Origin of the sequence: Mycoplasma feriruminatoris (genome assembly GCF_000327395.2) — a bacterium.
GTDB lineage: Bacteria > Bacillota_I > Bacilli_A > Mycoplasmatales > Mycoplasmataceae > Mycoplasma > Mycoplasma feriruminatoris.
On the sequence record NZ_CP091032.1, the window covers coordinates 228,761 to 252,497 of the forward strand.

Annotated in this window: 36 protein-coding genes and 4 tRNA genes; 38 read left to right on the forward strand and 2 right to left on the reverse strand. The window is 27.8% G+C overall.

What is annotated here, in order from left to right; all coding sequences use genetic code 4:
• Positions 1–35 precede the first annotated feature (35 nt).
• From D500_RS01000 to D500_RS01035, 8 genes are all read left to right on the forward strand, one after another.
• The gene (locus tag D500_RS01000) at positions 36–1,637 is read left to right on the forward strand and encodes a potassium transporter TrkG (RefSeq protein ID WP_008362553.1); all 1,602 of its coding nucleotides are present in this window, start codon (positions 36–38) and stop codon (positions 1,635–1,637) included.
• A gap of 8 nt (positions 1,638–1,645) precedes the next feature.
• A complete protein-coding gene (locus D500_RS01005; RefSeq protein ID WP_008362551.1) occupies positions 1,646–2,500 on the forward strand; it encodes a bifunctional 5,10-methylenetetrahydrofolate dehydrogenase/5,10-methenyltetrahydrofolate cyclohydrolase in 855 nt (284 codons plus the stop codon).
• Between the two features lie 3 nt (positions 2,501–2,503).
• Complete coding sequence (locus D500_RS01010) at positions 2,504–3,283, forward strand: hypothetical protein (RefSeq protein ID WP_008362549.1); 780 nt, start codon at positions 2,504–2,506, stop codon at positions 3,281–3,283.
• 109 nt (positions 3,284–3,392) lie between these two features.
• Positions 3,393–4,640, forward strand: coding sequence for a BspA family leucine-rich repeat surface protein (locus D500_RS01015; protein WP_008362547.1), 1,248 nt, complete (start codon positions 3,393–3,395; stop codon positions 4,638–4,640).
• Between the two features lie 109 nt (positions 4,641–4,749).
• A tRNA-Asn gene (locus D500_RS01020) sits at positions 4,750–4,825 on the forward strand.
• A gap of 7 nt (positions 4,826–4,832) precedes the next feature.
• Positions 4,833–4,908 (forward strand) — tRNA-Glu (locus D500_RS01025).
• A gap of 7 nt (positions 4,909–4,915) precedes the next feature.
• Positions 4,916–4,991, forward strand: a tRNA-Val gene (locus D500_RS01030).
• Between the two features lie 12 nt (positions 4,992–5,003).
• Positions 5,004–5,079 (forward strand) — tRNA-Thr (locus tag D500_RS01035).
• A 230-nt stretch (positions 5,080–5,309) separates the two neighbouring features.
• Here the strand turns inward: D500_RS01035 and D500_RS01040 are convergent.
• Together D500_RS01040 and D500_RS01045 are read right to left on the reverse strand one after the other, a co-directional pair.
• On the reverse strand, positions 5,310–6,092 hold the full coding sequence (locus D500_RS01040) for a hypothetical protein (RefSeq protein ID WP_051014125.1): 783 nt from the start codon (positions 6,090–6,092) through the stop codon (positions 5,310–5,312).
• Positions 6,093–6,275: 183 nt separating this feature from the next.
• Positions 6,276–6,827: a hypothetical protein gene (locus D500_RS01045; RefSeq protein WP_008362543.1), complete on the reverse strand. Its 552-nt coding sequence runs from the start codon at positions 6,825–6,827 to the stop codon at positions 6,276–6,278.
• Positions 6,828–7,478: 651 nt separating this feature from the next.
• On the opposite strand from D500_RS01045, the gene dhaK reads away from it, so the two are divergent.
• The 30 genes from dhaK (at position 7,479) to rplQ (ending at position 23,668) form a co-directional block, all read left to right on the forward strand.
• Complete coding sequence (gene dhaK, locus D500_RS01050) at positions 7,479–8,477, forward strand: dihydroxyacetone kinase subunit DhaK (protein ID WP_008362541.1); 999 nt, start codon at positions 7,479–7,481, stop codon at positions 8,475–8,477.
• Positions 8,478–8,734: 257 nt separating this feature from the next.
• Positions 8,735–9,043, forward strand: coding sequence for a 30S ribosomal protein S10 (rpsJ, locus tag D500_RS01055; RefSeq protein ID WP_008362538.1), 309 nt, complete (start codon positions 8,735–8,737; stop codon positions 9,041–9,043).
• A 72-nt stretch (positions 9,044–9,115) separates the two neighbouring features.
• A complete protein-coding gene (rplC, locus tag D500_RS01060; RefSeq protein ID WP_008362536.1) occupies positions 9,116–9,787 on the forward strand; it encodes a 50S ribosomal protein L3 in 672 nt (223 codons plus the stop codon).
• A 12-nt stretch (positions 9,788–9,799) separates the two neighbouring features.
• On the forward strand, positions 9,800–10,426 hold the full coding sequence (gene rplD, locus D500_RS01065; RefSeq protein ID WP_008362534.1) for a 50S ribosomal protein L4: 627 nt from the start codon (positions 9,800–9,802) through the stop codon (positions 10,424–10,426).
• Positions 10,426–10,710, forward strand: coding sequence for a 50S ribosomal protein L23 (gene rplW, locus D500_RS01070; protein WP_008362533.1), 285 nt, complete (start codon positions 10,426–10,428; stop codon positions 10,708–10,710). The genes rplD and rplW overlap by 1 nt, the downstream gene beginning before the upstream one ends.
• Positions 10,711–10,764: 54 nt before the next feature.
• Positions 10,765–11,613: a 50S ribosomal protein L2 gene (gene rplB, locus D500_RS01075; protein ID WP_008362531.1), complete on the forward strand. Its 849-nt coding sequence runs from the start codon at positions 10,765–10,767 to the stop codon at positions 11,611–11,613.
• Between the two features lie 21 nt (positions 11,614–11,634).
• Entirely contained in the window at positions 11,635–11,901 is a 267-nt protein-coding gene (gene rpsS / locus D500_RS01080; protein WP_008362529.1) for a 30S ribosomal protein S19, read from the forward strand.
• Between the two features lie 22 nt (positions 11,902–11,923).
• On the forward strand, positions 11,924–12,259 hold the full coding sequence (gene rplV / locus D500_RS01085; RefSeq protein ID WP_008362527.1) for a 50S ribosomal protein L22: 336 nt from the start codon (positions 11,924–11,926) through the stop codon (positions 12,257–12,259).
• Positions 12,260–12,276: 17 nt separating this feature from the next.
• The gene (rpsC, locus tag D500_RS01090; RefSeq protein WP_008362525.1) at positions 12,277–12,978 is read left to right on the forward strand and encodes a 30S ribosomal protein S3; all 702 of its coding nucleotides are present in this window, start codon (positions 12,277–12,279) and stop codon (positions 12,976–12,978) included.
• 2 nt (positions 12,979–12,980) lie between these two features.
• Complete coding sequence (gene rplP / locus D500_RS01095) at positions 12,981–13,394, forward strand: 50S ribosomal protein L16 (protein ID WP_008362523.1); 414 nt, start codon at positions 12,981–12,983, stop codon at positions 13,392–13,394.
• A complete protein-coding gene (gene rpmC, locus D500_RS01100; RefSeq protein WP_008362520.1) occupies positions 13,394–13,810 on the forward strand; it encodes a 50S ribosomal protein L29 in 417 nt (138 codons plus the stop codon). Before rplP ends, rpmC begins: the two co-directional genes overlap by 1 nt.
• Entirely contained in the window at positions 13,810–14,067 is a 258-nt protein-coding gene (gene rpsQ, locus D500_RS01105; protein ID WP_008362518.1) for a 30S ribosomal protein S17, read from the forward strand. The genes rpmC and rpsQ overlap by 1 nt, the downstream gene beginning before the upstream one ends.
• 15 nt (positions 14,068–14,082) lie before the next feature.
• A complete protein-coding gene (rplN, locus tag D500_RS01110; protein ID WP_008362516.1) occupies positions 14,083–14,451 on the forward strand; it encodes a 50S ribosomal protein L14 in 369 nt (122 codons plus the stop codon).
• Between the two features lie 13 nt (positions 14,452–14,464).
• Positions 14,465–14,791, forward strand: coding sequence for a 50S ribosomal protein L24 (gene rplX / locus D500_RS01115; protein WP_008362515.1), 327 nt, complete (start codon positions 14,465–14,467; stop codon positions 14,789–14,791).
• A gap of 18 nt (positions 14,792–14,809) precedes the next feature.
• Positions 14,810–15,352 (forward strand): 50S ribosomal protein L5, encoded by a 543-nt coding sequence (rplE, locus tag D500_RS01120; protein ID WP_008362513.1) that lies wholly within the window; start codon positions 14,810–14,812, stop codon positions 15,350–15,352.
• A gap of 18 nt (positions 15,353–15,370) precedes the next feature.
• Positions 15,371–15,556 carry a type Z 30S ribosomal protein S14 gene (locus D500_RS01125; protein WP_008362512.1) on the forward strand — a complete coding sequence of 62 codons (186 nt, stop codon included), beginning with the start codon at positions 15,371–15,373 and terminating at the stop codon, positions 15,554–15,556.
• Between the two features lie 21 nt (positions 15,557–15,577).
• Positions 15,578–15,967, forward strand: a complete 390-nt coding sequence (gene rpsH / locus D500_RS01130; protein WP_008362508.1) for a 30S ribosomal protein S8 — start codon at positions 15,578–15,580, stop codon at positions 15,965–15,967.
• A gap of 15 nt (positions 15,968–15,982) precedes the next feature.
• On the forward strand, positions 15,983–16,525 hold the full coding sequence (gene rplF, locus D500_RS01135) for a 50S ribosomal protein L6 (RefSeq protein WP_008362505.1): 543 nt from the start codon (positions 15,983–15,985) through the stop codon (positions 16,523–16,525).
• 25 nt (positions 16,526–16,550) lie between these two features.
• Positions 16,551–16,901 (forward strand): 50S ribosomal protein L18, encoded by a 351-nt coding sequence (gene rplR / locus D500_RS01140; RefSeq protein ID WP_008362503.1) that lies wholly within the window; start codon positions 16,551–16,553, stop codon positions 16,899–16,901.
• Between the two features lie 18 nt (positions 16,902–16,919).
• Positions 16,920–17,678 (forward strand): 30S ribosomal protein S5, encoded by a 759-nt coding sequence (gene rpsE, locus D500_RS04530; RefSeq protein ID WP_008362502.1) that lies wholly within the window; start codon positions 16,920–16,922, stop codon positions 17,676–17,678.
• Between the two features lie 16 nt (positions 17,679–17,694).
• A complete protein-coding gene (rplO, locus tag D500_RS01150; RefSeq protein ID WP_008362500.1) occupies positions 17,695–18,132 on the forward strand; it encodes a 50S ribosomal protein L15 in 438 nt (145 codons plus the stop codon).
• Entirely contained in the window at positions 18,132–19,580 is a 1,449-nt protein-coding gene (gene secY / locus D500_RS01155) for a preprotein translocase subunit SecY (RefSeq protein ID WP_008362497.1), read from the forward strand. The genes rplO and secY overlap by 1 nt, the downstream gene beginning before the upstream one ends.
• A 130-nt stretch (positions 19,581–19,710) precedes the next feature.
• Complete coding sequence (locus tag D500_RS01160; RefSeq protein WP_008362494.1) at positions 19,711–20,352, forward strand: adenylate kinase; 642 nt, start codon at positions 19,711–19,713, stop codon at positions 20,350–20,352.
• On the forward strand, positions 20,352–21,107 hold the full coding sequence (gene map / locus D500_RS01165) for a type I methionyl aminopeptidase (RefSeq protein WP_008362491.1): 756 nt from the start codon (positions 20,352–20,354) through the stop codon (positions 21,105–21,107). The genes D500_RS01160 and map overlap by 1 nt, the downstream gene beginning before the upstream one ends.
• A gap of 11 nt (positions 21,108–21,118) precedes the next feature.
• Complete coding sequence (gene infA / locus D500_RS01170; protein ID WP_008362489.1) at positions 21,119–21,343, forward strand: translation initiation factor IF-1; 225 nt, start codon at positions 21,119–21,121, stop codon at positions 21,341–21,343.
• Positions 21,344–21,402: 59 nt separating this feature from the next.
• Complete coding sequence (gene rpmJ / locus D500_RS01175; protein WP_004429078.1) at positions 21,403–21,516, forward strand: 50S ribosomal protein L36; 114 nt, start codon at positions 21,403–21,405, stop codon at positions 21,514–21,516.
• Between the two features lie 35 nt (positions 21,517–21,551).
• Positions 21,552–21,917, forward strand: a complete 366-nt coding sequence (gene rpsM / locus D500_RS01180) for a 30S ribosomal protein S13 (protein WP_008362477.1) — start codon at positions 21,552–21,554, stop codon at positions 21,915–21,917.
• A 25-nt stretch (positions 21,918–21,942) separates the two neighbouring features.
• Complete coding sequence (gene rpsK, locus D500_RS01185) at positions 21,943–22,332, forward strand: 30S ribosomal protein S11 (RefSeq protein ID WP_008362476.1); 390 nt, start codon at positions 21,943–21,945, stop codon at positions 22,330–22,332.
• 3 nt (positions 22,333–22,335) lie between these two features.
• The gene (locus D500_RS01190) at positions 22,336–23,289 is read left to right on the forward strand and encodes a DNA-directed RNA polymerase subunit alpha (protein WP_008362471.1); all 954 of its coding nucleotides are present in this window, start codon (positions 22,336–22,338) and stop codon (positions 23,287–23,289) included.
• 19 nt (positions 23,290–23,308) lie between these two features.
• Positions 23,309–23,668: a 50S ribosomal protein L17 gene (gene rplQ, locus D500_RS01195; RefSeq protein WP_008362469.1), complete on the forward strand. Its 360-nt coding sequence runs from the start codon at positions 23,309–23,311 to the stop codon at positions 23,666–23,668.
• Positions 23,669–23,737: the final 69 nt, after the last annotated feature.

Sequence of the window (23,737 nt, forward strand, 5' to 3'; positions counted from 1 at the left end):
AATGATATAATAATATAATGAAAAGAGGTGGATTTATGTTTTTTAAGAAAAAAAATACTAAAAAACCTAAGTTAAAATTCACTTCAAAGCTTTTTAAAAAATCTTCAAATTTTAATGAAGAAAAGTATAAATTTTTCCGATTAGTTAAAGATATTTGACCACTTTCTAAAACTTCAGGAAAGATTTTTTTAATTTATGTAGCAATTATTTTATTAGGTGGATTATTATTATCAATTCCTAATTTTTCACTAACTAAACATGGAGAAAAATATAATTGAGATTTTTTAACTGGTATTTTTATTGCTTCTTCTGGGTTTAGTGATACAGGATTAACTGTTTTAGATGTTTCTCATTCTTATACTTTTTGAGGTCAGTTTATTTTATTATTATTAATTGAATTTGGTGGTATTGGAGTTTTAACTTTTAAAATAGTTTTATTTTTAATTATTAATAAAAAGATATCAATTTCAGATACTATTGTTGCTCAGTCAGAAAGAGGAAGTGCTACAACTAGTTTAACTATTGATTTAATTAAAGATGGATTTATTTGACTTACTTCAGTTCAAGTGATTTCAGCTTTTATTTTATTCTTTTTATTCTTTTTTAATGAACCATCAAAAAACCCAAGTTTAGAAGTAGTTTCACCTTATCATGATTTTTGAAAGTCATTATGATTTGCTGTTTTTCATTCAACTAGTGCTGTAAATAATGCTGGTTTTGATATTATTTCACCTAACTCATTACAACCTTATAATGTAGATAATCATAGAGTTTATGCTATTCAAATGATTTTTATGCTTGAATGAATTATTGGTGGGTTAGGTTATCCTACTTTTCATGATATTAAACGTAAATTAAAAGCTAGAAAAACTAAAGAAAAAATCAATTTTAGTTTATTTACTAAAATTAATTTCTGAGTGTATTTAGTATTATTTATTTTTGGTCCACTAGCTGTATTTACAACAGAATATTCAAATTATAATCACTCATTAATTTTTCATTATTTTGATGAGAACTTTAACATATTAAATGCTAAATCAAATACAGTTGTGTTTATGGACATTTTATTTAATACAACTGCTTCAAGAAATGCTGGATTTTCAACAATTGATATTTCTACTTTTAATTCTGGATCAAAAGCAATTTTATCAATATTAATGTTTATTGGTTCAGCTCCAAGTTCAACTGCTGGAGGAATCAGAACTACAACTTTTGGAATATTAATTTTATCAACCTTAACAATTATTAAAAATCAAAAGTTCACTAGTGCGTTTAGAAAAACAATACCAAGTGAAACAGTTAATAGAAGTTATGTTGCTTTCTTTATTTCTACGTTTTTAATTTTTGTTGCTTTATTTGTTATTTATGTTGATTCAAATAGTGTTTTTCATACTTTAAAAAATCATAATAGTGCTTCAATTAATACTATTTTATTAATTACTAGTGCTTTTGGTACTGTTGGATTAAGTCCTTTAGCTCATTTTCAAATGTATCAATTAGGGATAATTACTAAGTTATCAATTATTTTAATTATGTTTATTGGTCAATTAGGAGTTTCAAATACTTTATTAATCTTTTTAAAACCTGCAAGAGATAAAGCTTATAAATATCTTGAAGAAGATATAACTATAGGATAGGTGATAATATGGTTATTTTAGATGGTAAGTTGGTTTCTAAAAACAGAAAAGAACTAGTAAAACAACAAATAGATATTTATTTAAATAAAGGATATAGAAAACCTAAATTAGTTGTAATTTTAATTGGAAATGATCAAGCAAGTGAATTATATGTTTCAAATAAAATTAAAGCTTGTAATTTAGTTGGAATTGATTCTTTATTATTAAGATTTGATGAAAATATTACAAGTACAATGTTATCTAATCAAATTAATCAATTGAATAATGATGATAATGTTGATGCGATTTTATTACAATTACCACTACCAAAACATTTAAACGAACAAGAGTTTTTACAAGCCATTATTCCTTTAAAAGATGTTGATGGTTTTCATTATATTAATCAAGGAAAAATGTTAGAAGGATATGATACTATTTATCCTTGCACTCCAATTGGTGTAGTTAATTTATTAAAAGCTTATGATATTGATGTTAAATCAAAAGATGTTACTATAATTGGAACTTCAAATATAGTTGGAAAACCTTTAGCTATAATGTTATCTAATATGGGTGCAACTGTTAGTATGTGTAACAAAAACACAAAATCATTAAAAAAATATACTAAAATATCTGATATAGTGATTTCAGCTACTGGAAAACAAAATATTATTACAAAAGATATGATTAAAAAAAATGCTATTGTTATTGATATTGGTATTACAAGAGATCCTATAACTAATAAAATAGTTGGTGATGTTGATTTTGAAAATGTCAAAGAACTTTGTTCTTATATAACTCCAGTTCCAGGTGGAGTAGGACCAATGACTGTTAGTATGTTATTAGAAAATACTTTAGAATTATACAAATTACACATAGGAAAATAGGTTATGAAAAAATCTTTTAAATCTGATCGACCAAAAAGACATTATACATATAATGATATTTTTAAAAAAGCTAATTTAATTATTCAAATATCTAGTTCTATATTTATGTTATTAGCAACACTTGGGTTTATGTTTGGTATTGTTGGAATTACTTTAGGAGTTGTTAACAATACTACAAATATTAAGTTAAATACAGTTAGTGGAATTAGTTTATTAGTAATTAGTAGTTATGTGTTTTTAATGTGTGCTATTAGTTTATGTTTATCAGTAATTAGTAATTATTATAAAACTACAATTTATCTTGAAATTTTAGCTATATTTTCTATAGTTTCAATTGTATGTATGATTGGTGGGTTTTTAATTATATTTAGTGGTTATAAATATCAAGAACAACAAACAAACAATTTCCAAACAAATAATCAACAAGTAGTTAGATCAGATCAACAAGTTGAAAATAAAGCTCAAACTAGAGATCAAACAAATTCTCAAATATTAGAACAAAACCAAATAGATACTAATCAAAATACTATAAATCAAACTAATATAAACCAAAATACTTCTGATCAATTATCAGATAATCATATTATTAATACATCTAAGTCATTTAATCAAAACGAACAAGCTTTATTACAAGCTAAAAGAAATGAAAAATATCACCAAGTTAAAAGAACTTATCAACTAGTTAAAGAAAATAAACTAAGTGAAGAAAAATTACATACTATTTTTAATTCAGATCCTGAGTTTAAAAAAATGTATGAGGAATTTAAGAAAAAATCTAATTAGACAAAATAAGCAAAATTGCTTATTTTTTTTATTTTTTAATAAAAATTAAAAAAACTACTAGTAAAAAAAATTATAACTTGTAAAATATTTAAAAAAAGGATGATTTGTTATGAAAATGTTGTTAAAAGCTTTAAGTTTTATATTAGTAAGTAGTTCATCACTATTAGTAATTAGTTGTACAAATAATAAACCAAGTAGTAGTCAAAATATAAATTCTAATACAATGAATGCTAATACAAGAAATAATAATAATAATAATAATCAAAATCAGCCTAATATGATTAATGATCAAAGAGAAAAAAATAAAAGAGATTTAACAGAAGAAGAAAAACAAACTATTAATGATATTTTTACAAATCAACAAGACGCTTTTGCAACTTTTCATAATTACCAAGATGTTGTAGATCAACTGCAAGTTTTTTTAGCTGACAAGGGTTTAAATGAAGTTATATTAGCTAGACCAGAAGAAAAAAATAAAACGTTAGACTTAGATGAATCTGGTGCTAAGAACTCTGTAAAAGTCAGAGTTTTTGGTAATGAATTTGAATTTAAACCAAAGACTGTAAAAGATACTGTTGAAACTAAATATAGTGATAATAAAAAGGAAAAGGCTATTCAACTTGGATATAAGAAACAAACTGAAGGTAATATTAATTATTATGTTTTAAATAAATTGGATGAAAATATAAAAGAAGTCCCGATTCATTTACCACTAAAAGTTAATTCTTTAAAAGAATCCTTTAAAGATTTAAAAAATGATAAAGTAGAAAACATAGATAAATGAGATACTAAAAATATTGTTAGTCTAAGTAGTATGTTTTCAGACGCAAAGAAATTTAATCAAAATTTATCTAGTTGAAATGTATCAAATGTTAAAAATATGTCTCATATCTTTTCTGGTGCTGAGAGTTTTAATTCTAAATTAGATGGTTGAGATGTTTCTAAAGTTACTGATATGGAATCTATGTTCGATGGTGCTTTTTCATTTAATCAAAATTTAAATAATTGAAAAACAAAGAGTTTAAAAAATTTAACCTCTACATTTAGAGAAGCTAAGAAATTTAATCAACCATTGGAAAAATGAGATGTTTCTAATGTAACAATTATGGAAGGTACTTTTTCTGATGCTATTAGTTTTAATCAAGACCTTAGTTCTTGAAAAACAAATAATGTTGGTACAATGAATGGTATGTTTTCTGGCGCAACATCATTTAAACAAGATTTAAAGAAATGAAATGTTGAAAAAGTGGGAAATGCACAAAATTTTGCTAAAGATATAAAGGATAATTTACCCAAAGAAAAATTGCCAAAATTTAGAGAAGCTTACTCAGAAGATAAATATATTTATGGTAAGTAGAAATAATTTATAAAAATAAAAAAAATATTATTAAAATATTGAAAATGATAATCCGTAATGGTATTATTTTTAGTGTCTTAGATAAAAATATGACCAATTAAGAGATTATGGCTTTTTAGCTCAGCAGGTAGAGCAACCGGCTGTTAACCGGTTTGTCACAGGTTCGAGCCCTGTAAAAGCCGCCATTATCTTGGCCTGTTGGTGAAGCGGTTAACACACACGGTTTTCATCCGTGGACACACGGGTTCGAACCCCGTACAGGCTACCATATTTTTGGAGTGTTAGCTCAGCTGGGAGAGCTCCTGCCTTACAAGCAGGCGGTCATAGGTTCAAGTCCTATACACTCCACCATTTTTTATTTTTGCTGACTTAGCTCAGCAGGCAGAGCAACTGACTTGTAATCAGTAGGTCGTAGGTTCGATTCCTATAGTCAGCACCATTAGAAAACTCGAGCACTTTGTGCTCTTTATTTTTAAAAATTAAACAACCAAATATCTTACAAATTGTTCTATTTGACATTCATATTACTAATAAGATAAATTAATTATTTATATAGAATTTAATTTATATAATTTGAAGAAGATCTTTTTGATCTTCTTTTTTTGTTTTACAAAGTATTTATAAATAAAAAAAGTAAGTCTCTTTTAACTTACCTTGTTATATATTTAGTTATTGATTAGTTTTATCTTCTTTTTTAGTTCTTCTTTTAGTAGACTTAGTAGTACTTTTATCTACTTGATTATTAGAATCATTTTCTTCTGTTTTTGTAGTATCAAGCTCTTTATCAGTAGTACTTTTCTTTTTAGCTTTACTAGTTTTCTTAGTAGTTTGTTCTACTTTATTATCTTCTTCTACTTTCATAGGTTCACTAGTATTATTAGCCATTTGATAAGTAGTGTTATTATCATCTTCAACTTTACTAGTTGCACTAGCACTTTCATCTACTTGAGTATTAGCATCATTTTCTTCAATTTCAGTAGTTGTATTAGCACTTTCATCTACTTGGTTATTAGCTTCTTCTTCTGTTTTGTTATCAACAACAGTAACTTCTTCTGCTTTATTTTCTACACTAGTATTTTCTTCTACTTTATTAGTAGTTTCAACTTTTTTTGCTGATTCATTATACATACTAGTTGCTCCTAGTATTAATAAAACTCCTCCAGCAATAAAACCAAAAGGAATGTTAAAAACACCAGCTGTTATAAGTAACTTTTTATTATTACTAAATTTAGGAACAAATGTAAGACTACTTAAAACTAATGCAGCTATTGCTAGTAGTAATTCTATACAGTATAAAAACATTAAAAAATGTTGTCCAAAAGATATTTCTGATTCTAAAAGCGTAGTGCTTATATAAATAAAGTAACTAGCTAATGATATTGAAATAATAGATCCAACTATTGATACAATACCACCTGCTAAAATAAAAGTTTTTGATTTATTTTCGTTCACAGTTTTTCCCCTTCTATTTTTAAAACTTAATCATAATAATAACATATACAACTAATTTGATTATATTTAATATGACTATAGTTTTACAAGTATAAAAAAAGCCAATTTCTAGAATATAGTATTTAAAAATAAAAAAAGTAAGTCTTTTGAACTTACTTTGTAAATCTAGTTATTAATTTTATCTTAAACTTTTTCAATGATTTCTGTTTTAGATTCTATTATTTTTTTAATAATAACACCAACTAAAACTAGTAAACCACCAGCAGAATTAACAATTATTGGATGAACAAAAAATATAGATATAGCTGATATAAATATTAAAAACATATCACTATTCTTTTTAATAGTTGATAACCCAACTATACTCATTATTATTTGTATACAGTAAAATGACGGTATAACATATACTTGATAGATATGTGGTAATAATCCAGTGTTTGAAATAGGGTATCTATAAGGACTATTAAGATCAACACGTCCAAATCAATATGATGTTCAGTGCTTAGCATCTATTGATGTAATTGCTAGACCAATGATTGAATTAATTAAAATTATTATTAGTCCTGATAAAATTAAAGCTTTATAATTAAATGGTTTTTTAGTAATTTTTAATGAATTTGATAATTCTTTAGTTTGTAAATTATTAACTTGGTTATTATTTTCAACTGTTGTTTCTTGTTTAACTGGTTCATTTGTCATTTGCATATTAGTATTTGTAGTTATTGAAGTTGGCATATTAGTTCAACCAACTATTAATAATACTCCTCCAGCAATTAAACCAAAAGCAACGTTAAAAATACCAGTTGTTATAATTAATTTTTTATTGTTAGTAAATTTAGGAACAAGAGCAAGAATACCTAAAACTAGTGAAGTTATTGCTAACCCTAGTCCTATAAAGTTTAAAAATGTTTTAAAAATTTGACCAAAAAATGGAAATATTGCTGAGAATGCAATATTTATATAAAATAAATAATCTACTACAAATATTGAAACAATAGAACCAACTACTGAAACAATACCACCTGCTAAAATAAGGCTATTACTAGACTTGTTTTTTTTCCATAGTTCGCTTTCTTTCTATTTTTTATTAAATATAAAAATAATATTTAACTAAAAAAAATTATATTTTATAAGAAAAGAAAAAAAGAAAATTACAAGAAAATATGACATTGGCATAGTATCTACTTGTATGAACAACAGTACTATATTTATGACAAAAATAACTTATTAACTAAAAAATAATTAAACCTTATCAAGTAATTATATTTGATTGTAATTAAATCTAATTTTTTATAACAATTTACAAAATAAATATCAATTTTATTAAATAGTATAATTTAATTAAGCCTTTAATAAAAAAAGTTTATTAAAAAAGAAAGGTAAATTATGAAAAAGTTAATCAATAGTCCTGAAACATTAGTTAATGAAATGCTAGAAGGTTTAGTTAAAGCTTATCCAGATAAATTAAAAAGAGTTGATGGTTTTGATGTAATTGTTAGAAAAAACGCCCCTGTTGAAAATAAAGTTGCTCTTGTAAGTGGTGGAGGTTCAGGTCATGAACCAACACATGCTGGTTATGTTGGATATGGTATGTTAGATGCAGCTGTTGCAGGAGCTGTATTTACTTCACCAACTCCAGATCAAGTATATGAAGCAATTAAAAATGTTAACTCAAATAAAGGAGTATTACTAATTATTAAAAACTATACTGGTGATATTTTAAACTTTGAAATGGCTCAAGATATGGCAAGTATGGAAGGAATTGAAGTGGATTCTGTAGTTGTTAATGATGATGTTGCTGTTGAAGATAGTTTATATACAGCTGGAAGAAGAGGAGTAGCTGGTACTGTTTTTGTACATAAAATAGCTGGAGCTAAAGCTGAATTGGGAGCTAGTTTAAGTGAAGTAAAACAAGTTGCTTTAAAAGTAGTTGATAATGTAAGAACTATGGGAATGGCAATTTCTCCATGTATTGTTCCAGCTGCTGGTAAATCTAATTTCTCATTAGAAGAAGATGAAATGGAAATTGGAATTGGAATTCATGGTGAACCAGGAGTTTATAGAGAAAAATTAAAACCAGTTGATCAAATTGTAGATACTTTAACTGAAAAGATTTTAAGTGATATTACTATTAATAAAGATGATGAAGTTGCAGTTATGGTTAATGGAATGGGTGCTACTCCTGAAATGGAATTATTAGTAATTAATAATCATCTAAACGATATATTAACTAAAAAAGGTATTAAAATTTATAAAACTTTTGTTGGAAACTTTATGACTTCTATTGAAATGGGTGGATTTTCAATTTCAATTCTAAAATTAGATAATGAATTAAAAGAATTATTAGATCATAAAGCAGATACTGCTGGACTTAAAGTATTTTAATTAACTAATAAATAAATAATGTTAAAATTACATCGAATTTGATGTAATTTTTTTTAATTTAAATAGAATTTTAATTCTTAAAACTAGCAAAAATAACTAAAAAAATTAGTTCTAAAATTAATTAAAAAATATTTGGAATTAATCTAGTATTTAATATTAAAAAAGTATAGAATATTAATTGCATGTATATTTTGTGTGCTTTTTTACAACACACCCATAGGAGTTGTTGATTAAATTAGTAAATTTAGGAGGTTAGTATGGCAGAAAACAAAATGAGAATTAAGTTAAAAGGCTACGATCACGCTATTGTTGATCAAAGCATTACAAAAATCATTCAAGCTGCTGAAGGTACTGGAGCTAAAGTTAGAGGACCAATCCCACTACCAACAGAAAAACAAGTTATTACTATTTTAAGAGCTGTTCACAAATACAAAGACTCACGTGAACAATTCGAAATGAGAACACATAAAAGATTATTAGAAATTTTAAATCCAACTGCTGCAACAATGGATATCTTAAAAAGAGTTCAATTACCAAGCGGTGTTGATATTGAAATTAAACTATAATCTTCTATTTATTTAAAAAACTACAAAATATCAAATAGCAGAATATACGTGATTATCAATTAGGAGGAAAACATGAAAGGAATCTTAGGTCGTAAGGTAGAAATGACTCAAGTATTTACTAGTGCTGGTCAATTAGTTCCAGTTACAGTAGTTGAAGTTCTACCAAACACAGTTTTACAAGTTAAAACTATTGACAGTGATGGATATGTTGCTGTGCAATTAGGTACAACTGATAAAAGAGTTAACTTAGTAAATAAACCTGAATTAGGACACTTTAAAAAAGCTAATTCAAATCCTAAGCGCTTCGTAAAAGAAATCAGAAACATGCAAGGATATGAACTTGGACAAGTTATTAATGTAAGTGATATCTTTGTTTCTGGTGAATACGTTGATGTTACAGGAATTTCTAAAGGTAAAGGATTTGCTGGAGGAATTAAAAGACATAATTACTCAAGAGGACCAATGGCTCATGGATCAGGATACCACAGAGGAATTGGTTCAATGGGAGCAATCATTAACCGTATTTTCAAATCTAAAAAAATGCCAGGGCACATGGGTAATGCAAAAAGAACTATTCAAAATCTAGAAATTATTGCAATTGATCAACCAAATAACATTATGTTGATTAAAGGATCAATTCCTGGACCAAAAAATAGTTTTGTACAAATCAAACAAAATGTAAAAGGTATGAGTTCTAAACAAGCAGTTGAATTATTAAATAGAAATGCATCAGTTGAAGCATAGTTGAGGTAAAAGATGAAATTACAAGTTTTAGACATTAAAGGTAATGAAGTTAAAGAAATTGCTTTAAATGATTATGTTTGAGGAATTGAACCTCATCAACAAGCTATTTATGATACTGTTGTAAGTCAACAAGCTGCTTTAAGACAAGGAACTAAAAAAGTTAAAACCCGTGCTGAAGTATCTGGAGGGGGACGTAAACCTTGAAAACAAAAAGGTACAGGACGTGCTCGTCAAGGATCAATTAGAGCTCCACAATGAAAAGGTGGGGGAGTTACATTTGGACCAACTCCTGATGTTAACTACAAAAAATCTGTTAATAAAAAAGTAAGAGCTTTAGCTTTTAGATCAGTTTTATCATTAAAAGTTAAAGAAAATAATCTTGTAATCGTTGACAAATTTGAGTTTGCTAAACCATCAACTAAAGAAATGGTTGTAGTAATGAAAAATTTAAAAATTGATGATCAAAAAACATTAATAGTTACAAAAGAAAAAGAAGAATTAGTAGTTAAATCTGCAAACAATATTACTGGAGTTAAAACAATTTCTACTAACCAACTAAATGTATTTGATTTATTAAATGCTACTAAACTACTAATTACAGAAGAAGCTGCTATTGCAGTTGAGGAGGTATACGCATAATGCATATCACTGAAGTATTAAAAAAACCAGTATTAACTGAAAAATCATTTGCTGGGCATAAAGATAATGTGTATACATTCTTAGTTGACAAAAAAGCTAATAAAGTTCAAATTAAAAAAACTTTTGAAGAAATTTTTGAAGTAAAAGTTGAATCAGTTAGAACTATTAATTATGATGCTAAAGAAAAAAGATTAGGAAAATATGTTGGTAAAAAATCATCATATAAAAAAGCAATCATTACATTAAAAGAAGGTCAAAAATTAGACGTACTAAGCGACTTATAGAAAAATCGACCCGGATAAATTATTATAAGCGCATCAAAATAGAAAGGGAAAAACATGGCAATTAAAAAGTATAAGTCAACAACTAATGGTCGTAGAAATATGACTACAATTGACTATTCAGCTGTTTTAACAACAAAAAATACTCCTGAAAAGTCATTAGTTGTTTCTAAAAACTCTAAAGCCGGAAGAAATAATCGCGGTTTAATTACTACTCGCCATAAAGGTGGGGGTCATAAACAAAAATACCGTATTATTGACTTTAAAAGAAATAAAAGAGATATCTTTGGAACTATTTCAACAATTGAATATGATCCAAACAGAAATGCATTTATTTGTTTAATTAATTATGTAGATGGAGAAAAACGTTACATTTTATTTGCAAAAGGAATGCAAGTTGGACTAAAAGTGGTTGCTGGTGAAAATGCTGATATTAAAGTTGGAAATGCTGCACCATTAAAAAATATTCCTGAAGGAACTTTAGTTCATAATGTAGAATTAAAACCTGGAAAAGGTGGACAATTAGCAAGAAGTGCTGGTTCATCAGTTCAAATTTTAGGAAAAGATGATGATGGTAGATATGTAACTTTACGTTTATCATCTGGAGAAGTTAGAAAAGTTTTAGCTGAATGTTATGCAACAATCGGTGAAGTAGGAAACGAAGAATACAACTTAGTTAACTGAGGAAAAGCTGGACGTAATAGATGAAGAGGAATTCGTCCAACTGTTAGAGGATCTGTAATGAACCCTAATGACCACCCACACGGAGGAGGAGAAGGACGTGCTCCAATTGGTCGTAAGTCTCCAGTTACTCCATGAGGTAAGAAAGCTTTAGGTGTAAAAACAAGAAACACTAAAAAAACTTCAGAAAAACTAATTGTAAGAAAACGTAGTAATAAAAAATAGGAAAGGAGAATAGAAGATAATATGGCAAGATCATTAAAAAAAGGACCTTTTGTTGACGAAAGCTTATTTAAAAAAGTTACTGCAGCAAAAGATGGTGAAGTAATTAAAACTTGATCACGTAGATCAACTATTTTCCCTGAATTCATCGGTAAAACATTTGGTGTTTATAATGGAAAAGAATTTATTCCAGTTTATGTTACTGAAGATATGGTTGGAAATAAATTAGGTGAATTTGCTCCAACTCGTAAATTCGGTGGTCATGGTGATGACAAAGGTAAGAAAAAATAATAGGAAGGATAAGAATTAAATAATGGAAGCAAAAGCAAAATTAAGTATGATTCGTATCTCTCCTAGAAAAATGAGATTAGTTGCAGATACTATCAGAAATAAAGCTGTATCAGTTGCAGTTGCTACTTTAAAAAATCTAAATAAAGATGCTGCTGAACCAATTTTAAAATTATTAAACTCAGCAGTTGCTAATGCTGTTAATAATAACGGTATGGAAGCAGATAAATTATATGTTAAAACAATTTTTGTTAATGAAGGACCAACTTTAAAACGTTTTAGACCTAGAGCTCACGGTAGAGCATATGAAATTTTTAAAAGAACTAGTCATGTTGTGATTGTAGTTAGTGATGAAAAATAAGAAAGGATAGTTAGGAAATGGGACAAAAAGTATCACCAAACGTTTTACGTTTAGGAATCGTTAGAGATTGAGAAAACAGATGATATGCTGAAAAAGATCAATATGTTAAATGATTAGATCAAGATATCAAAATCCGTACTGCATTATTTAAATTATTAAAAGATGCTGCTGTTTCAAAAATTGATATTGAAAGAACTACAAAAGATCTAACTTTATTTATCAAAACTGCTCGTCCAGCTATCGTTTTAGGTCAAGAAGGTAAAAACATCGAAAAAATTGTTTTAGCTGTTAGAAAAACTGTTAAAAATAAAAAATTAATTGTTAATGTTAGAGTAATTGAAATTAAAAACCCTGATGCTGATGCAACATTAGTTGCTAGATGAATTGGTGAACAAATTTCAAACCGTGCTTCATTTAGAACAGTTCAAAAATTAGCTATTAAAAAAGCTTTAAAAGCTGGAGCTAAAGGAATTAAAACTGCTGTAAGTGGAAGATTAGGTGGAGTTGAAATGGCTCGTACTGAAGGATATTTAGAAGGATCAGTACCTTTATCAACTTTAAGAAATAATATTGATTATGCTTTATATGAAGCTCCAACTACATATGGTCAAATTGGAGTTAAAGTATGAATTAATCATGGTGAAGTATTTAAAAAAGAAAGAATGGCTAATTCACCGATGATGGCAAAACCAAGAACTAATAAAGGAGGTAAAAGATAATTATGTTACAACCAAAAAGAACAAAATATCGTAAACCTCATAGAGTTAGTTATGAAGGAAAAGCTAAAGGAGCTAAAGATTTAAACTTTGGTGACTTTGGATTAATGGCTTTAGATGGTGCTTGAATTGATAACCACCAAATCGAAGCTGCACGTATTGCTATGACACGTTATATGAAACGTGATGGAAAAATTTGAATGAGAATTTTCCCACATATGGCAATGACTAAAAAACCTGCTGAAGTACGTATGGGATCTGGAAAAGGGAACCCTGAAAAATGAGTAGCAGTAGTTAAAAAAGGAACAATTATGTTTGAAATTGCTCAAGTTAATGAGCAAGTAGCTAGAGAAGCTTTAAGACTAGCAATGCACAAATTACCAATTCGTTGCAAATTTGTTAAAAGAGGTGAAAATTAATGGCTAAATCAAAAATGTTAGATCTAAGAAATCTATCTGTTGATGAATTAATTAAAACAAATGAATCAAAAAGAGCTGAATTATTTGCTTTAAAATTCCAAGCTGCAGTTGGAAGTTTAGAACAAACTCACCGTATTAAAGAAATTAAAAAAGAAATTGCAAGAATTGAATTAGTGTTATCAGAAAAACGTTTAAGTGGAGAAAACACAAACAAAGTTATTAAAGCAGATTACAACAAAGCCGTAGAAGAAGCTGAAAAAGCTGGAAAAGAAGTTAGAGCAAAACAAAGAAAATTCTTAGAAGAGCAATATGGTCAACAAAACCCAACTGAATTAAATGAAGCTGATATTCAAAAAGCAATGCAAGCAGCTGAAAATGAAACTGTTGAACCTGATACTAAAGGAGAAACTAAATAATGCAAAGAAATAGTAGAAGAGTACTAATTGGTAAAGTAGTATCTGATAAGATGGATAAAACTATTACTGTATTAGTTGAAACTTACAAAAACCACCCAATTTACAAAAAAAGAGTTAAATATTCTAAGAAATATAAAGCACATGATGAAAACCAAGTTGCTCAAATGGGTGATAAGGTTGAAATTATGGAAACACGTCCTTTATCAAAAACTAAAAACTTTAGACTAGTTAGAATTATTGAAAAAGCAACTTTATAATAGGAGATAAAAAATATGATTCAAACATTATCTAAATTAAAAGTAGCAGATAATTCAGGTGCTAAAGAAGTTCGTGTTATTCGTAATCTAGGTGGTTCAGTTAGAAAATTCTCAGGTATTGGTGATATTATCATTTGCTCAGTAATTTCAGCAACTCCAGGTGCAGTAATTAAAAAAGGTCAAGTTGTAAAAGCAGTAATTGTTAGAACTACTCGTGAATTAAGAAGAGAAGATGGAACTTATATTAAATTCTCAGAAAACGCAGCAGTATTAATTAAAGAAGATAAAACACCACGTGGAACTCGTATTTTTGGTCCAATTGCACGTGAAATCAAGGACGCTGGATTTGCAAAAATTGCATCTCTAGCTCCAGAAGTATTATAGGAGGAACCAGTTTATGGCAAAGTCAAAAATATTAAAAGGTGATGTAGTTAAAGTTATCGCTGGTTCTCACAAAGGACAAATCGGACCAATCACTTCAATTTCAAAAGATAAACAATGAGTTTCAGTTCAAGGTATAACAGTTAAAAAACACGTTAAACCAACTAATGAAGATAATGAAGGTGGGATTAAAGATATTCCTGCAAAACTTCACATTTCAAACGTTGCATTACAAGACCCAAAACACAAAGATCAAATTACAAAAGTTGGTTTTGAAATTATTGATGGTAAAAAAGTTCGTATAGCTAGAAAATCAAAAACTCAAATTAAAACAGCTAAATAAGAAAGGAAATAAATTAGTATGAAATCAAGATTAGAAGTTAAATACAAAAATCAAATTGTTCCTGAATTATTTAAAGAACTAAATTACAAATCAATAATGCAAGTTCCAAAAATCCAAAAAGTTGTAATTAACATGGGTGTAGGAGATGCTACAACAGATCCTAAAAAATTAGATGCAGCTATATCTGAATTAGAAAAATTATCTGGACAAAAACCAATTGTTACAAAAGCTAAAAAATCACTAGCCGTATTTAAATTAAGAGAAGGTATGGCAATTGGTGCTAAAGTTACTTTAAGAGGTAAAAAAATGTATGACTTTTTAGATAAGTTAATTAACGTTGCTTTACCACGTGTACGTGACTTTAGAGGAGTTTCAAAAACTTCATTTGATGGATTTGGAAACTTTACAACTGGAATTAAAGAACAAATTATTTTCCCAGAAGTAGATTATGATAAAGTTATTAGATTACGTGGTATGGATATTACTATTGTAACTTCTGCTAAAACAAATAAAGAAGCATTTGCATTACTACAAAAAATAGGAATGCCATTTGAAAAGTAGAACAAGGGAGATATTATAATGGCTAAAAAATCATTAAAAGTTAAACAAGCTAAACACCAAAAGTTTAATGTTAGAAATTACACACGTTGTAATCATTGTGGAAGACCTCATGCTGTGCTAAAGAAATTCGGAATCTGCCGTTTATGTTTTAGAAAATTTGCTTATGAAGGACAAATTCCTGGTATTAAAAAAGCTTCATGATAGAAAGAGAAAGGATTCAAAAGTATGACAACAGATGTTATTGCAGATATGCTAACTAGAATTAGAAATGCTAATCAAAGATACTTAAAAACTGTAAGTGTTCCATCAAGCAAAGTAAAACTAGAAATAGCAAGAATTTTAAAAGAAGAAGGATTCATTTCAGACTTTACTGTTGAAGGTGATGTTAAAAAAACTATTAATATCGAATTAAAATACCAAGGAAAAACTAGAGTAATTCAAGGATTAAAGAAAATTTCTAAACCAGGTTTAAGAGTTTATGCACAAGCTAATGAAATCCCACAAGTATTAAACGGATTAGGTATCTCAATTGTTTCAACATCACAAGGAATAATGACTGGAAAAAAAGCTCGACTAGCTAATGCTGGTGGAGAAGTTCTAGCATTTATTTGATAATAGGAGAACTTAAATATGTCTCGTATAGGTAATAGATTATTACAAATTCCAAATGGTGTTGAAGTTAAAATAGCAGAAAACAATTTAGTAACAATTACAGGATCTAAAGGAACTTTATCAAAACAATTTTCACCTTTAATCAAAATTGAAGTTGAAGAAAATAAATTAATCACTAAAAGATTAAATGAACAAAAACATACAAAACAATTACACGGAACTACTAATTCATTACTACAAGGTATGTTAGTTGGAGTTAGTGAAGGGTTTAAAAAAGAATTACAAATTACTGGGGTTGGGTATAAAGCAGCAGTTAATGGTTCAAAATTAAACTTAAGCTTAGGTTATTCACATCCAGTTGAATTTGAAATTCCAAACGGTGTATTAATTCAAGCAGTTAAACCAACTGAATTACTTATTACTGGAATTGATAAACAATTAGTTGGTCAAGTAGCAGCAAATATTAGAGCATATAGAAAACCTGAACCATACAAAGGTAAAGGAATTAAATACAAAAATGAAACTATTATTAGAAAAGAAGGGAAAGCAGCTGGTAAATAGTACCAGAGCTTAGGGATTACTAAGTATGAAATTTACTAAAACTGAAGCTAGAAAACGTAGACATTTCAGAGTAAGACAAAAAGTTGTTGGTACTGCTGAAAGACCTAGATTAAATGTATTTAAATCAAATACTAATTTCTATGCTCAAATTATTGATGATACTAAAGGAGTTACATTAGTATCAGCTTCTACTTTAAAAATGGATTTACAAAGTAAATCAAATACTTTAGCTGCAGAAAAAGTTGCTGAAGAAATTGCTAAAAAAGCTTTAGCAGCAAACATTAATCAAGTGGTATTTGACCGTAATGGGTATTTATATCACGGTAAAATAAAAGCATTTGCTGAAAAAGCAAGAGAAAATGGATTGAAATTTTAAGAAAGGGTAGAAGAGATTATGACTGAAGAAATGAATGTAGTAGAAACCTCATCAGAAATGAATTCTAATGTTGAAAAAGCTTCTACTCAAGTTAAAGAACCTAAAAAATTTGAAAGAAAACAAAGACCAAGTGTTAAAGCAAAACAAGTAAAAGACGAATTTGAAGAAAAAGTTGTAACAATTAGACGTGTTACAAAAGTAACTAAAGGTGGACGTCATTTTAGATTTGCAGCAGTTGTAGTTGTTGGAAACAAAAAAGGTTTAGTTGGAATGGGAACTGGAAAAGCTAACGAAGTTCCTGAAGCAATTAAAAAAGCAATTAAAGAAGCTAAGAAAAACTTAGTAAGTGTTACTTTAAGAAACACAACAGTTCCTCATGAAGTTTTAGGTACTTTTGGAGCAGGTAAAATTTTAATCAAACCTGCTAAAGTAGGAACAGGTATTATTGCTGGTGGACCAGCTCGTGCGGTTATTGAATTAGCAGGAATTTCAGATGTTTATGCTAAATCATTAGGAAGCAATAATGCAATTAATATGATTAGAGCAACTTTTGAAGGTTTAAGTTCTATGCAAACTCTAAAAAGAGTTCATGAATTAAGATATGGTAAAACTTTTGAAAAACCAAAAGCTGTAGTTGTTGAAAAACAACAAGTTAATGAAGTTAAAAGTGTTGAAAAAAAAGCTAAACCAGCTAAAAAAGTAGCTAAAAAAGTTGAAAATCAAGAAGTTGTAACTGAAGTTATGACTAATAATGAATCTGAAAGTAAAGCTGAATAATAGAAAGAGTCATAGTATGAAATTAAATGAATTAAAATACACACCAGGTAGCAAAACTAAAGCTACTATAGTGGGTAGAGGTATGGCTTCTGGAAAAGGAAAAACAGCTACTAGAGGACATAAGGGACAAAATTCTCGTTCAGGTGGAGGAGTTCGTCCTGGATTTGAAGGTGGTCAAACACCATTATTTAGAAGACTTCCAAAAGTTGGATTTACTTCATTAAACCAAAAACAATACACTATTTTAAACTTAAGTGATTTAGAAACTTTAGGATTAGAAAAAGTTGATCACGAAAGCTTAATTAATAGTAAAATTATTAAAAATAGTTCAGTATTAGTTAAAATACTAGCTAATGGATCATTAACTAAAAAAGTTGATGTTAAAGTAAACAAGATCTCAAAAGCAGCTAAAGATGCTATTGAGAAATTGGGAGGAAAAGTAGAGGTGATTTAATGGTTTTTAAAAAACCTACTAATAAAGGTGATAAAAAATTGACTTTTAAATCATCTACTAAAAAGAATAATCTTACTAAATCTAATTTTTTTACAAAAAACAAAGATTTAATTCTTAGAATTCTTTTTACATTATTAGCTCTTATTATTATTAGACTTGGTGTTTATATAACTGTTCCTGGTGTAACATTAGATAAAAGATTTGCAACAGATTCAAGCAGAATTCAATTCTTTCAGCTACTTTCAACTTTAGGTGGAGGAAGTATAGGAAGATTTTCAATACTAGCTTTAGGAGTCTCTCCATATATTACTGCTTCAATTATTGTGCAACTTTTATCAACTGATGTAATTCCTGTTTTAACAAGATGATCTAAATCTGGAGAAAGAGGAAGAAAAAAACTTGATAAATTAACAAAAATTATTATGATTCCGTTTGCATTAATGCAAGCTGAAGCTACGATATTTACTTTATCAAGTCAAGGTTTAATTGTTCCAGGATGAGATAGTACTAATGTAATTGCAAATTCGGCATTTTATTATATTTTAATACCTTTAGTAATGTTAGGTGGTTCATTTTTCATGTTATGAATTGCTGATCAAATTACTATAAAAGGAATTGGTAATGGTATTTCAATAGTAATTTTTATAGGAATTATTATTTCAATGCCAACTAATTTAAAAGCAACATTTGAATATTGAGTATCAAATTCTGGTGAAGAAGCAAATATCTTTTTTTCAGGATTATTAAACTTTATGATATATATTAGTGTGTTTTTACTAGTTATATTATCAGTTGTAATTATGAATGAAGCTGAAAGAAAAATCCCAATCCAACAAACTGGATCAGGATTAACTGATTCAAATGAACATACTCCATATTTACCTTTAAAACTTAATAATGCTGGAGTTATTCCTGTTATTTTTGCTTCAGCAATTATTTCAACACCAGTTACTATTTCTCAAATTATAGAAGCAGTAAATCCAGATAGTGGTTTTGTAGCATTTACAAGAGACTATTTATCATTTAATACTTGGTGAGGAATTTCTATATTTGGAATATTAATTGTTTTATTTACATTCTTATATTCTCAAGTACAAATCAATCCTGAAAAAATTGCTGAAAACTTTCAAAAATCTGGAACATTTATTCCAGGAATTAAACCAGGAAAAGATACAACAAAATATCTAACAGGAATAATTAATCGACTTTCTGTTGTTGGATCAATATTTTTAGCAATTATTGCATTATTACCTTATGTAATTTCAAAATTAACACAACTTCCATCAAATCTTGCAATTGGTGGAACTGGATTAATTATTTGTATTTCAGTTGCTATTCAAACTGTTCAACAATTAAAAGGAAGAATTATTCAACAAAACTTTATTGAAAAGAAAAAAGAAAAATTCACTGATAATACTAATAAGAATAAAACATCTCATATTTGATAAAAAAGGCAGTTTGCCTTTTTTAATTTATAGTAATTTACTATTAAACTTAAGTATTTTATTTGCTTATTTTATTTAGAATTTAGATTATTATAAAATACATTTATAGTGCTATAAAAAAGGAACTTTATTTATGAATATTATGCTATTAGGAGCGCCTGGTTGTGGTAAAGGTACACAAGCAGAACAACTTGTTAATAAATTAGATTTTATTCAAGTTTCAACTGGTGATTTAATGAGAAAAGAGATTTCATTAAATACTAGTTTGGGGTTAAAATGTCAAGAATATATGAATGCTGGAAAATATGTCCCAGATGAAATAGTTAATAAAATTGTTGACCAATTTTTAACTCATTCAAATGACAAATTAATTTTTGATGGATATCCTAGAACTTTAGAACAAGCTAAAAGTTTAGAAAAAATGTTAGAACAATATAATAAAAAAATTGATTATGTTTTTTATATTGATGTAAATCATGAGATTTTAATTAAAAGAATTACAAATAGATTAGTATGTCCAGTATGTAAAGCTAGTTTTAATCTAGAAACTAGAAAACCAAAAAATGATAATCTTTGTGATTTTGATAATACTAAATTAGTTAAAAGAAGTGATGATAGTTTAGATAAAGTTAAAATAAGATTACAAACTTATACAGACCAAACTTTACCTTTAATTGACTATTATAAAACTAATTCAAAATTTATTGAAATTAAAGCAGATGATTTATCAGCTGAACAAGTTTTTAATTACATTAAAGGAGAGTTGAAATTTTAATGATTACAATTAAAAATCAAGAACAAATTAAAAAAATGAAAATAGCTGGACAAGTTTTAGCTAAAGGATTAAATTTATTAAAATCTATGATTAAACCTGGTGTTAATTGTTTAGATTTAGATAAAGCATTTGAAGAGTTTATTAAACAAAATGGATGTGAATCTAATTTTAAAAATTATCAAGGTTTTCCAAAAACTATTTGTATTTCTATTAACGATCAACTAATTCATGGAATCCCTAGAGATCGTGTTTTATTAGATGGTGATATTGTAAGTATTGATGCTGGATGTATGTATGAAAAATGACATGCAGATAGTGCTTTTACTATGGTGTGTGGAGTTGCAAAAGACAAAAAAAATGATATACTTATATCGGTCACTGAAAAAGCACTAGAACTTGCAATTGCTGAACTAAAACCTGGAATAAGAATTGGAACAATTGGTTCAATTATTCAAACTTATGTTGAATCACATAATTTTAGTGTTCCTAGAGATTATACTGGTCATGGAATTGGTTTAAATTTACATGAAGATCCTTATATTCCAAATTATGGAATAGCAAATACTGGAATTAGATTACAAGAAAATATGGTTATTTGTATTGAACCTATGGTTCAAATGGGAACTTATAAAACTAAACTTGCAGATGATAAATGAACAGTGTATTCAGCTGATCATAGTATGACAGCTCATTTTGAACATACAATTTTAATTACAAAAGATGGTTGTGAAGTACTAACAAAAGAAGAAAGATAGGTGCATTATAGATGGCTAAAGAAACAGAAATGGAATTCGAAGGCACTGTTGTTGAAGTATTACCTAATGCCCAATTTAAAGTGAAATTAGAAAATGGAGTAGTTATTAATGCCCACGTGTCAGGTAAAATCCGCATGCATTACATCCGCATTTTACCTGGAGATAAAGTAACTATTGTAATTTCACCATATGATATGACACGTGGAAGAATTACTTATAGAAAAATTAATAAGTAATTATAAAAACAATTTAATTTTTTAATATTGTTTTTTTAAAAAATACGGAGGTTTTAAAGATGAAAGTTAGATCATCAGTCAAGCAAATTTGTGACAAATGCCGTGTAATTAGACGTAAAGGCCGTGTAATGATCATTTGTGTTACTCCAAAACACAAGCAAAGACAAGGTTAAGAGTTTAATTAATAATTAGAAAGGATACCTAGAATATGGCTCGTATTAGTGGAGTAGAAATCCCAAATAATAAAAGAGTTGTTGTTTCTTTAACATATATTTATGGAATAGGGCTACCAACTGCTCAAAGTGTTTTAAAAACATTAAACATTTCTGAAGATATTAGAGTAAAAGATTTAACAGAAGAACAAATTAAAAATATTTCTATGGAAATCTCAAAATACAAAACTGAAGGAGAATTACGTAGAGAAGTATCATTAAACATTAAACGTTTAATGGAAATTGGAAGTTACAGAGGACTAAGACACCGTAAAGGGTTACCTGTTAGAGGACAATCTTCAAAAACTAACGCAAGAACTGTTAAAGGTCCAAGAAAAACTGTAGCTAATAAGAAAAAATAGAAAGTAGAAAGAAGAGGAAAAAATCATGGCAAATCCAAAACCACAAGCTAAGAAAAAAATTAAGAAAAATATTCCTAAAGGCATTGCACATATTCATTCTACTTTTAACAACACAATTGTTACAGTTAGTGATGAAAAAGGAAACGTTCTTTCTTGATCTAGTGCGGGAGCAATAGGATTTAAAGGTTCTAAGAAATCTACACCTTATGCAGCTCAATTAATTTCTGAAGCTGCTGCTAAAGGTGCTATGGATAACGGTGTTAAAACTGTATCTGTTGAAGTTAAAGGGCCTGGACCAGGACGTGATGCTGCAATTAGAGCATTACAAATGGCTGGTTTAGAAATTACATCAATTAAAGACACTACACCAATTCCACATAACGGAGTGCGTCCAAGAAAACGCCCAAGAGGTTAATTTATGAAACAATTTGTGAGACCAGAATTTATTCTTTTAAAAGAAGGACAAGATAAAAATTACGGAAAATTTAGTGTATCGCCTTTAGAAAGAGGATTTGGTACAACTTTAGGTAATGCAATTAGAAGAACTTTATTAGCAGCAACTCCCGGAGCAAGTGTTTATGCGATAAAAATTGCTGGGGCAACTCATGAATTTACTTCAATTCCAGGAATTATTGAAAACGTTACAAAAATTATTTTAAATATTAAGCAATTGGTTTTAAAAATTGATACTTCTATGTATAGTGATGATGAAGTAGTACAACTAAGAATTCGTTCAGATATCCAAGGACCAGTTTATGCTGGTGATTTAGATGTACCTGCTGGTGTAGAAGTTTTAAATAAAGATTTATTAATAGCAACTATTAGTGAAGGTGGAGTTTTAGATTTAGTATTATATGCTAAAAATTCACGTGGTTATAAAACATTTAAAGATAATAAAAATGAAAAAAATATTGAACCAGGAATGATCACAATTGATTCAAACTATTCACCAATTATAAAAGTTGCATATAATGTTGATTCAGCAAAAATTGGAAGAGCTATTGATCTTGAAAAATTAGAATTAGAAGTAACAACTGATGGTTCAATTACTGCAATTGAAGCTATTAGTATTGCTTCAAGAATTCTAGTTGCTCATTTAGAATTCTTTATTGATTTAAATCGTGAAATTAGTGTGTTAGAAGTTATTGGAACTAACCAAACTGATGATAAAGAATTAGATAGAACTGTTGAAGAATTAGATTTTACTCAAAGAAGTTTAAATTGCTTAAAACGTGCTGGAATAAACACATTAAGAGAATTAGTTACTAAAAATGAAGATGAAATAGGTTCAATTAGAAATCTAGGTCGTAAGTCATTAAAAGAAATCAAAGATAAAGTTGCTTCATTAGGATTAGCATTCAGACAATCATAATAATAGGAGGTAAAAACTTATGTCATACATTCAAAAACGTGGCCAAAATACTGCTTGAAGAACTTCTTTAATGCGTAATTTAACTACTGAATTAATCATTAATGAAAGTTTAGAAGTTACTCAAACAAGAGCAAAAGAATTAAGAAGACATTTGGATCATATGATTACATTAGCTAAACGCGGTGACTTACATTCAAGACGTCAAGCTGCTAGTTGATTAAGAGATATTGATGCTGATAAAAAAGAAACAGCATTACAAAAATTGTTCAATAAATTAGCTAAAAAATATGAAAATCGAAATGGTGGTTACACAAGTATTTTAAAATTAGACAACCGTAAAGGTGATAATGCACCTATGGTTATCATTAAATTAATCTAGTCTCAAATTAATAAGGTCATTGCACCTTATTTTTTTATTTCTATTATTTTTTTAAATACTTTTTAATTT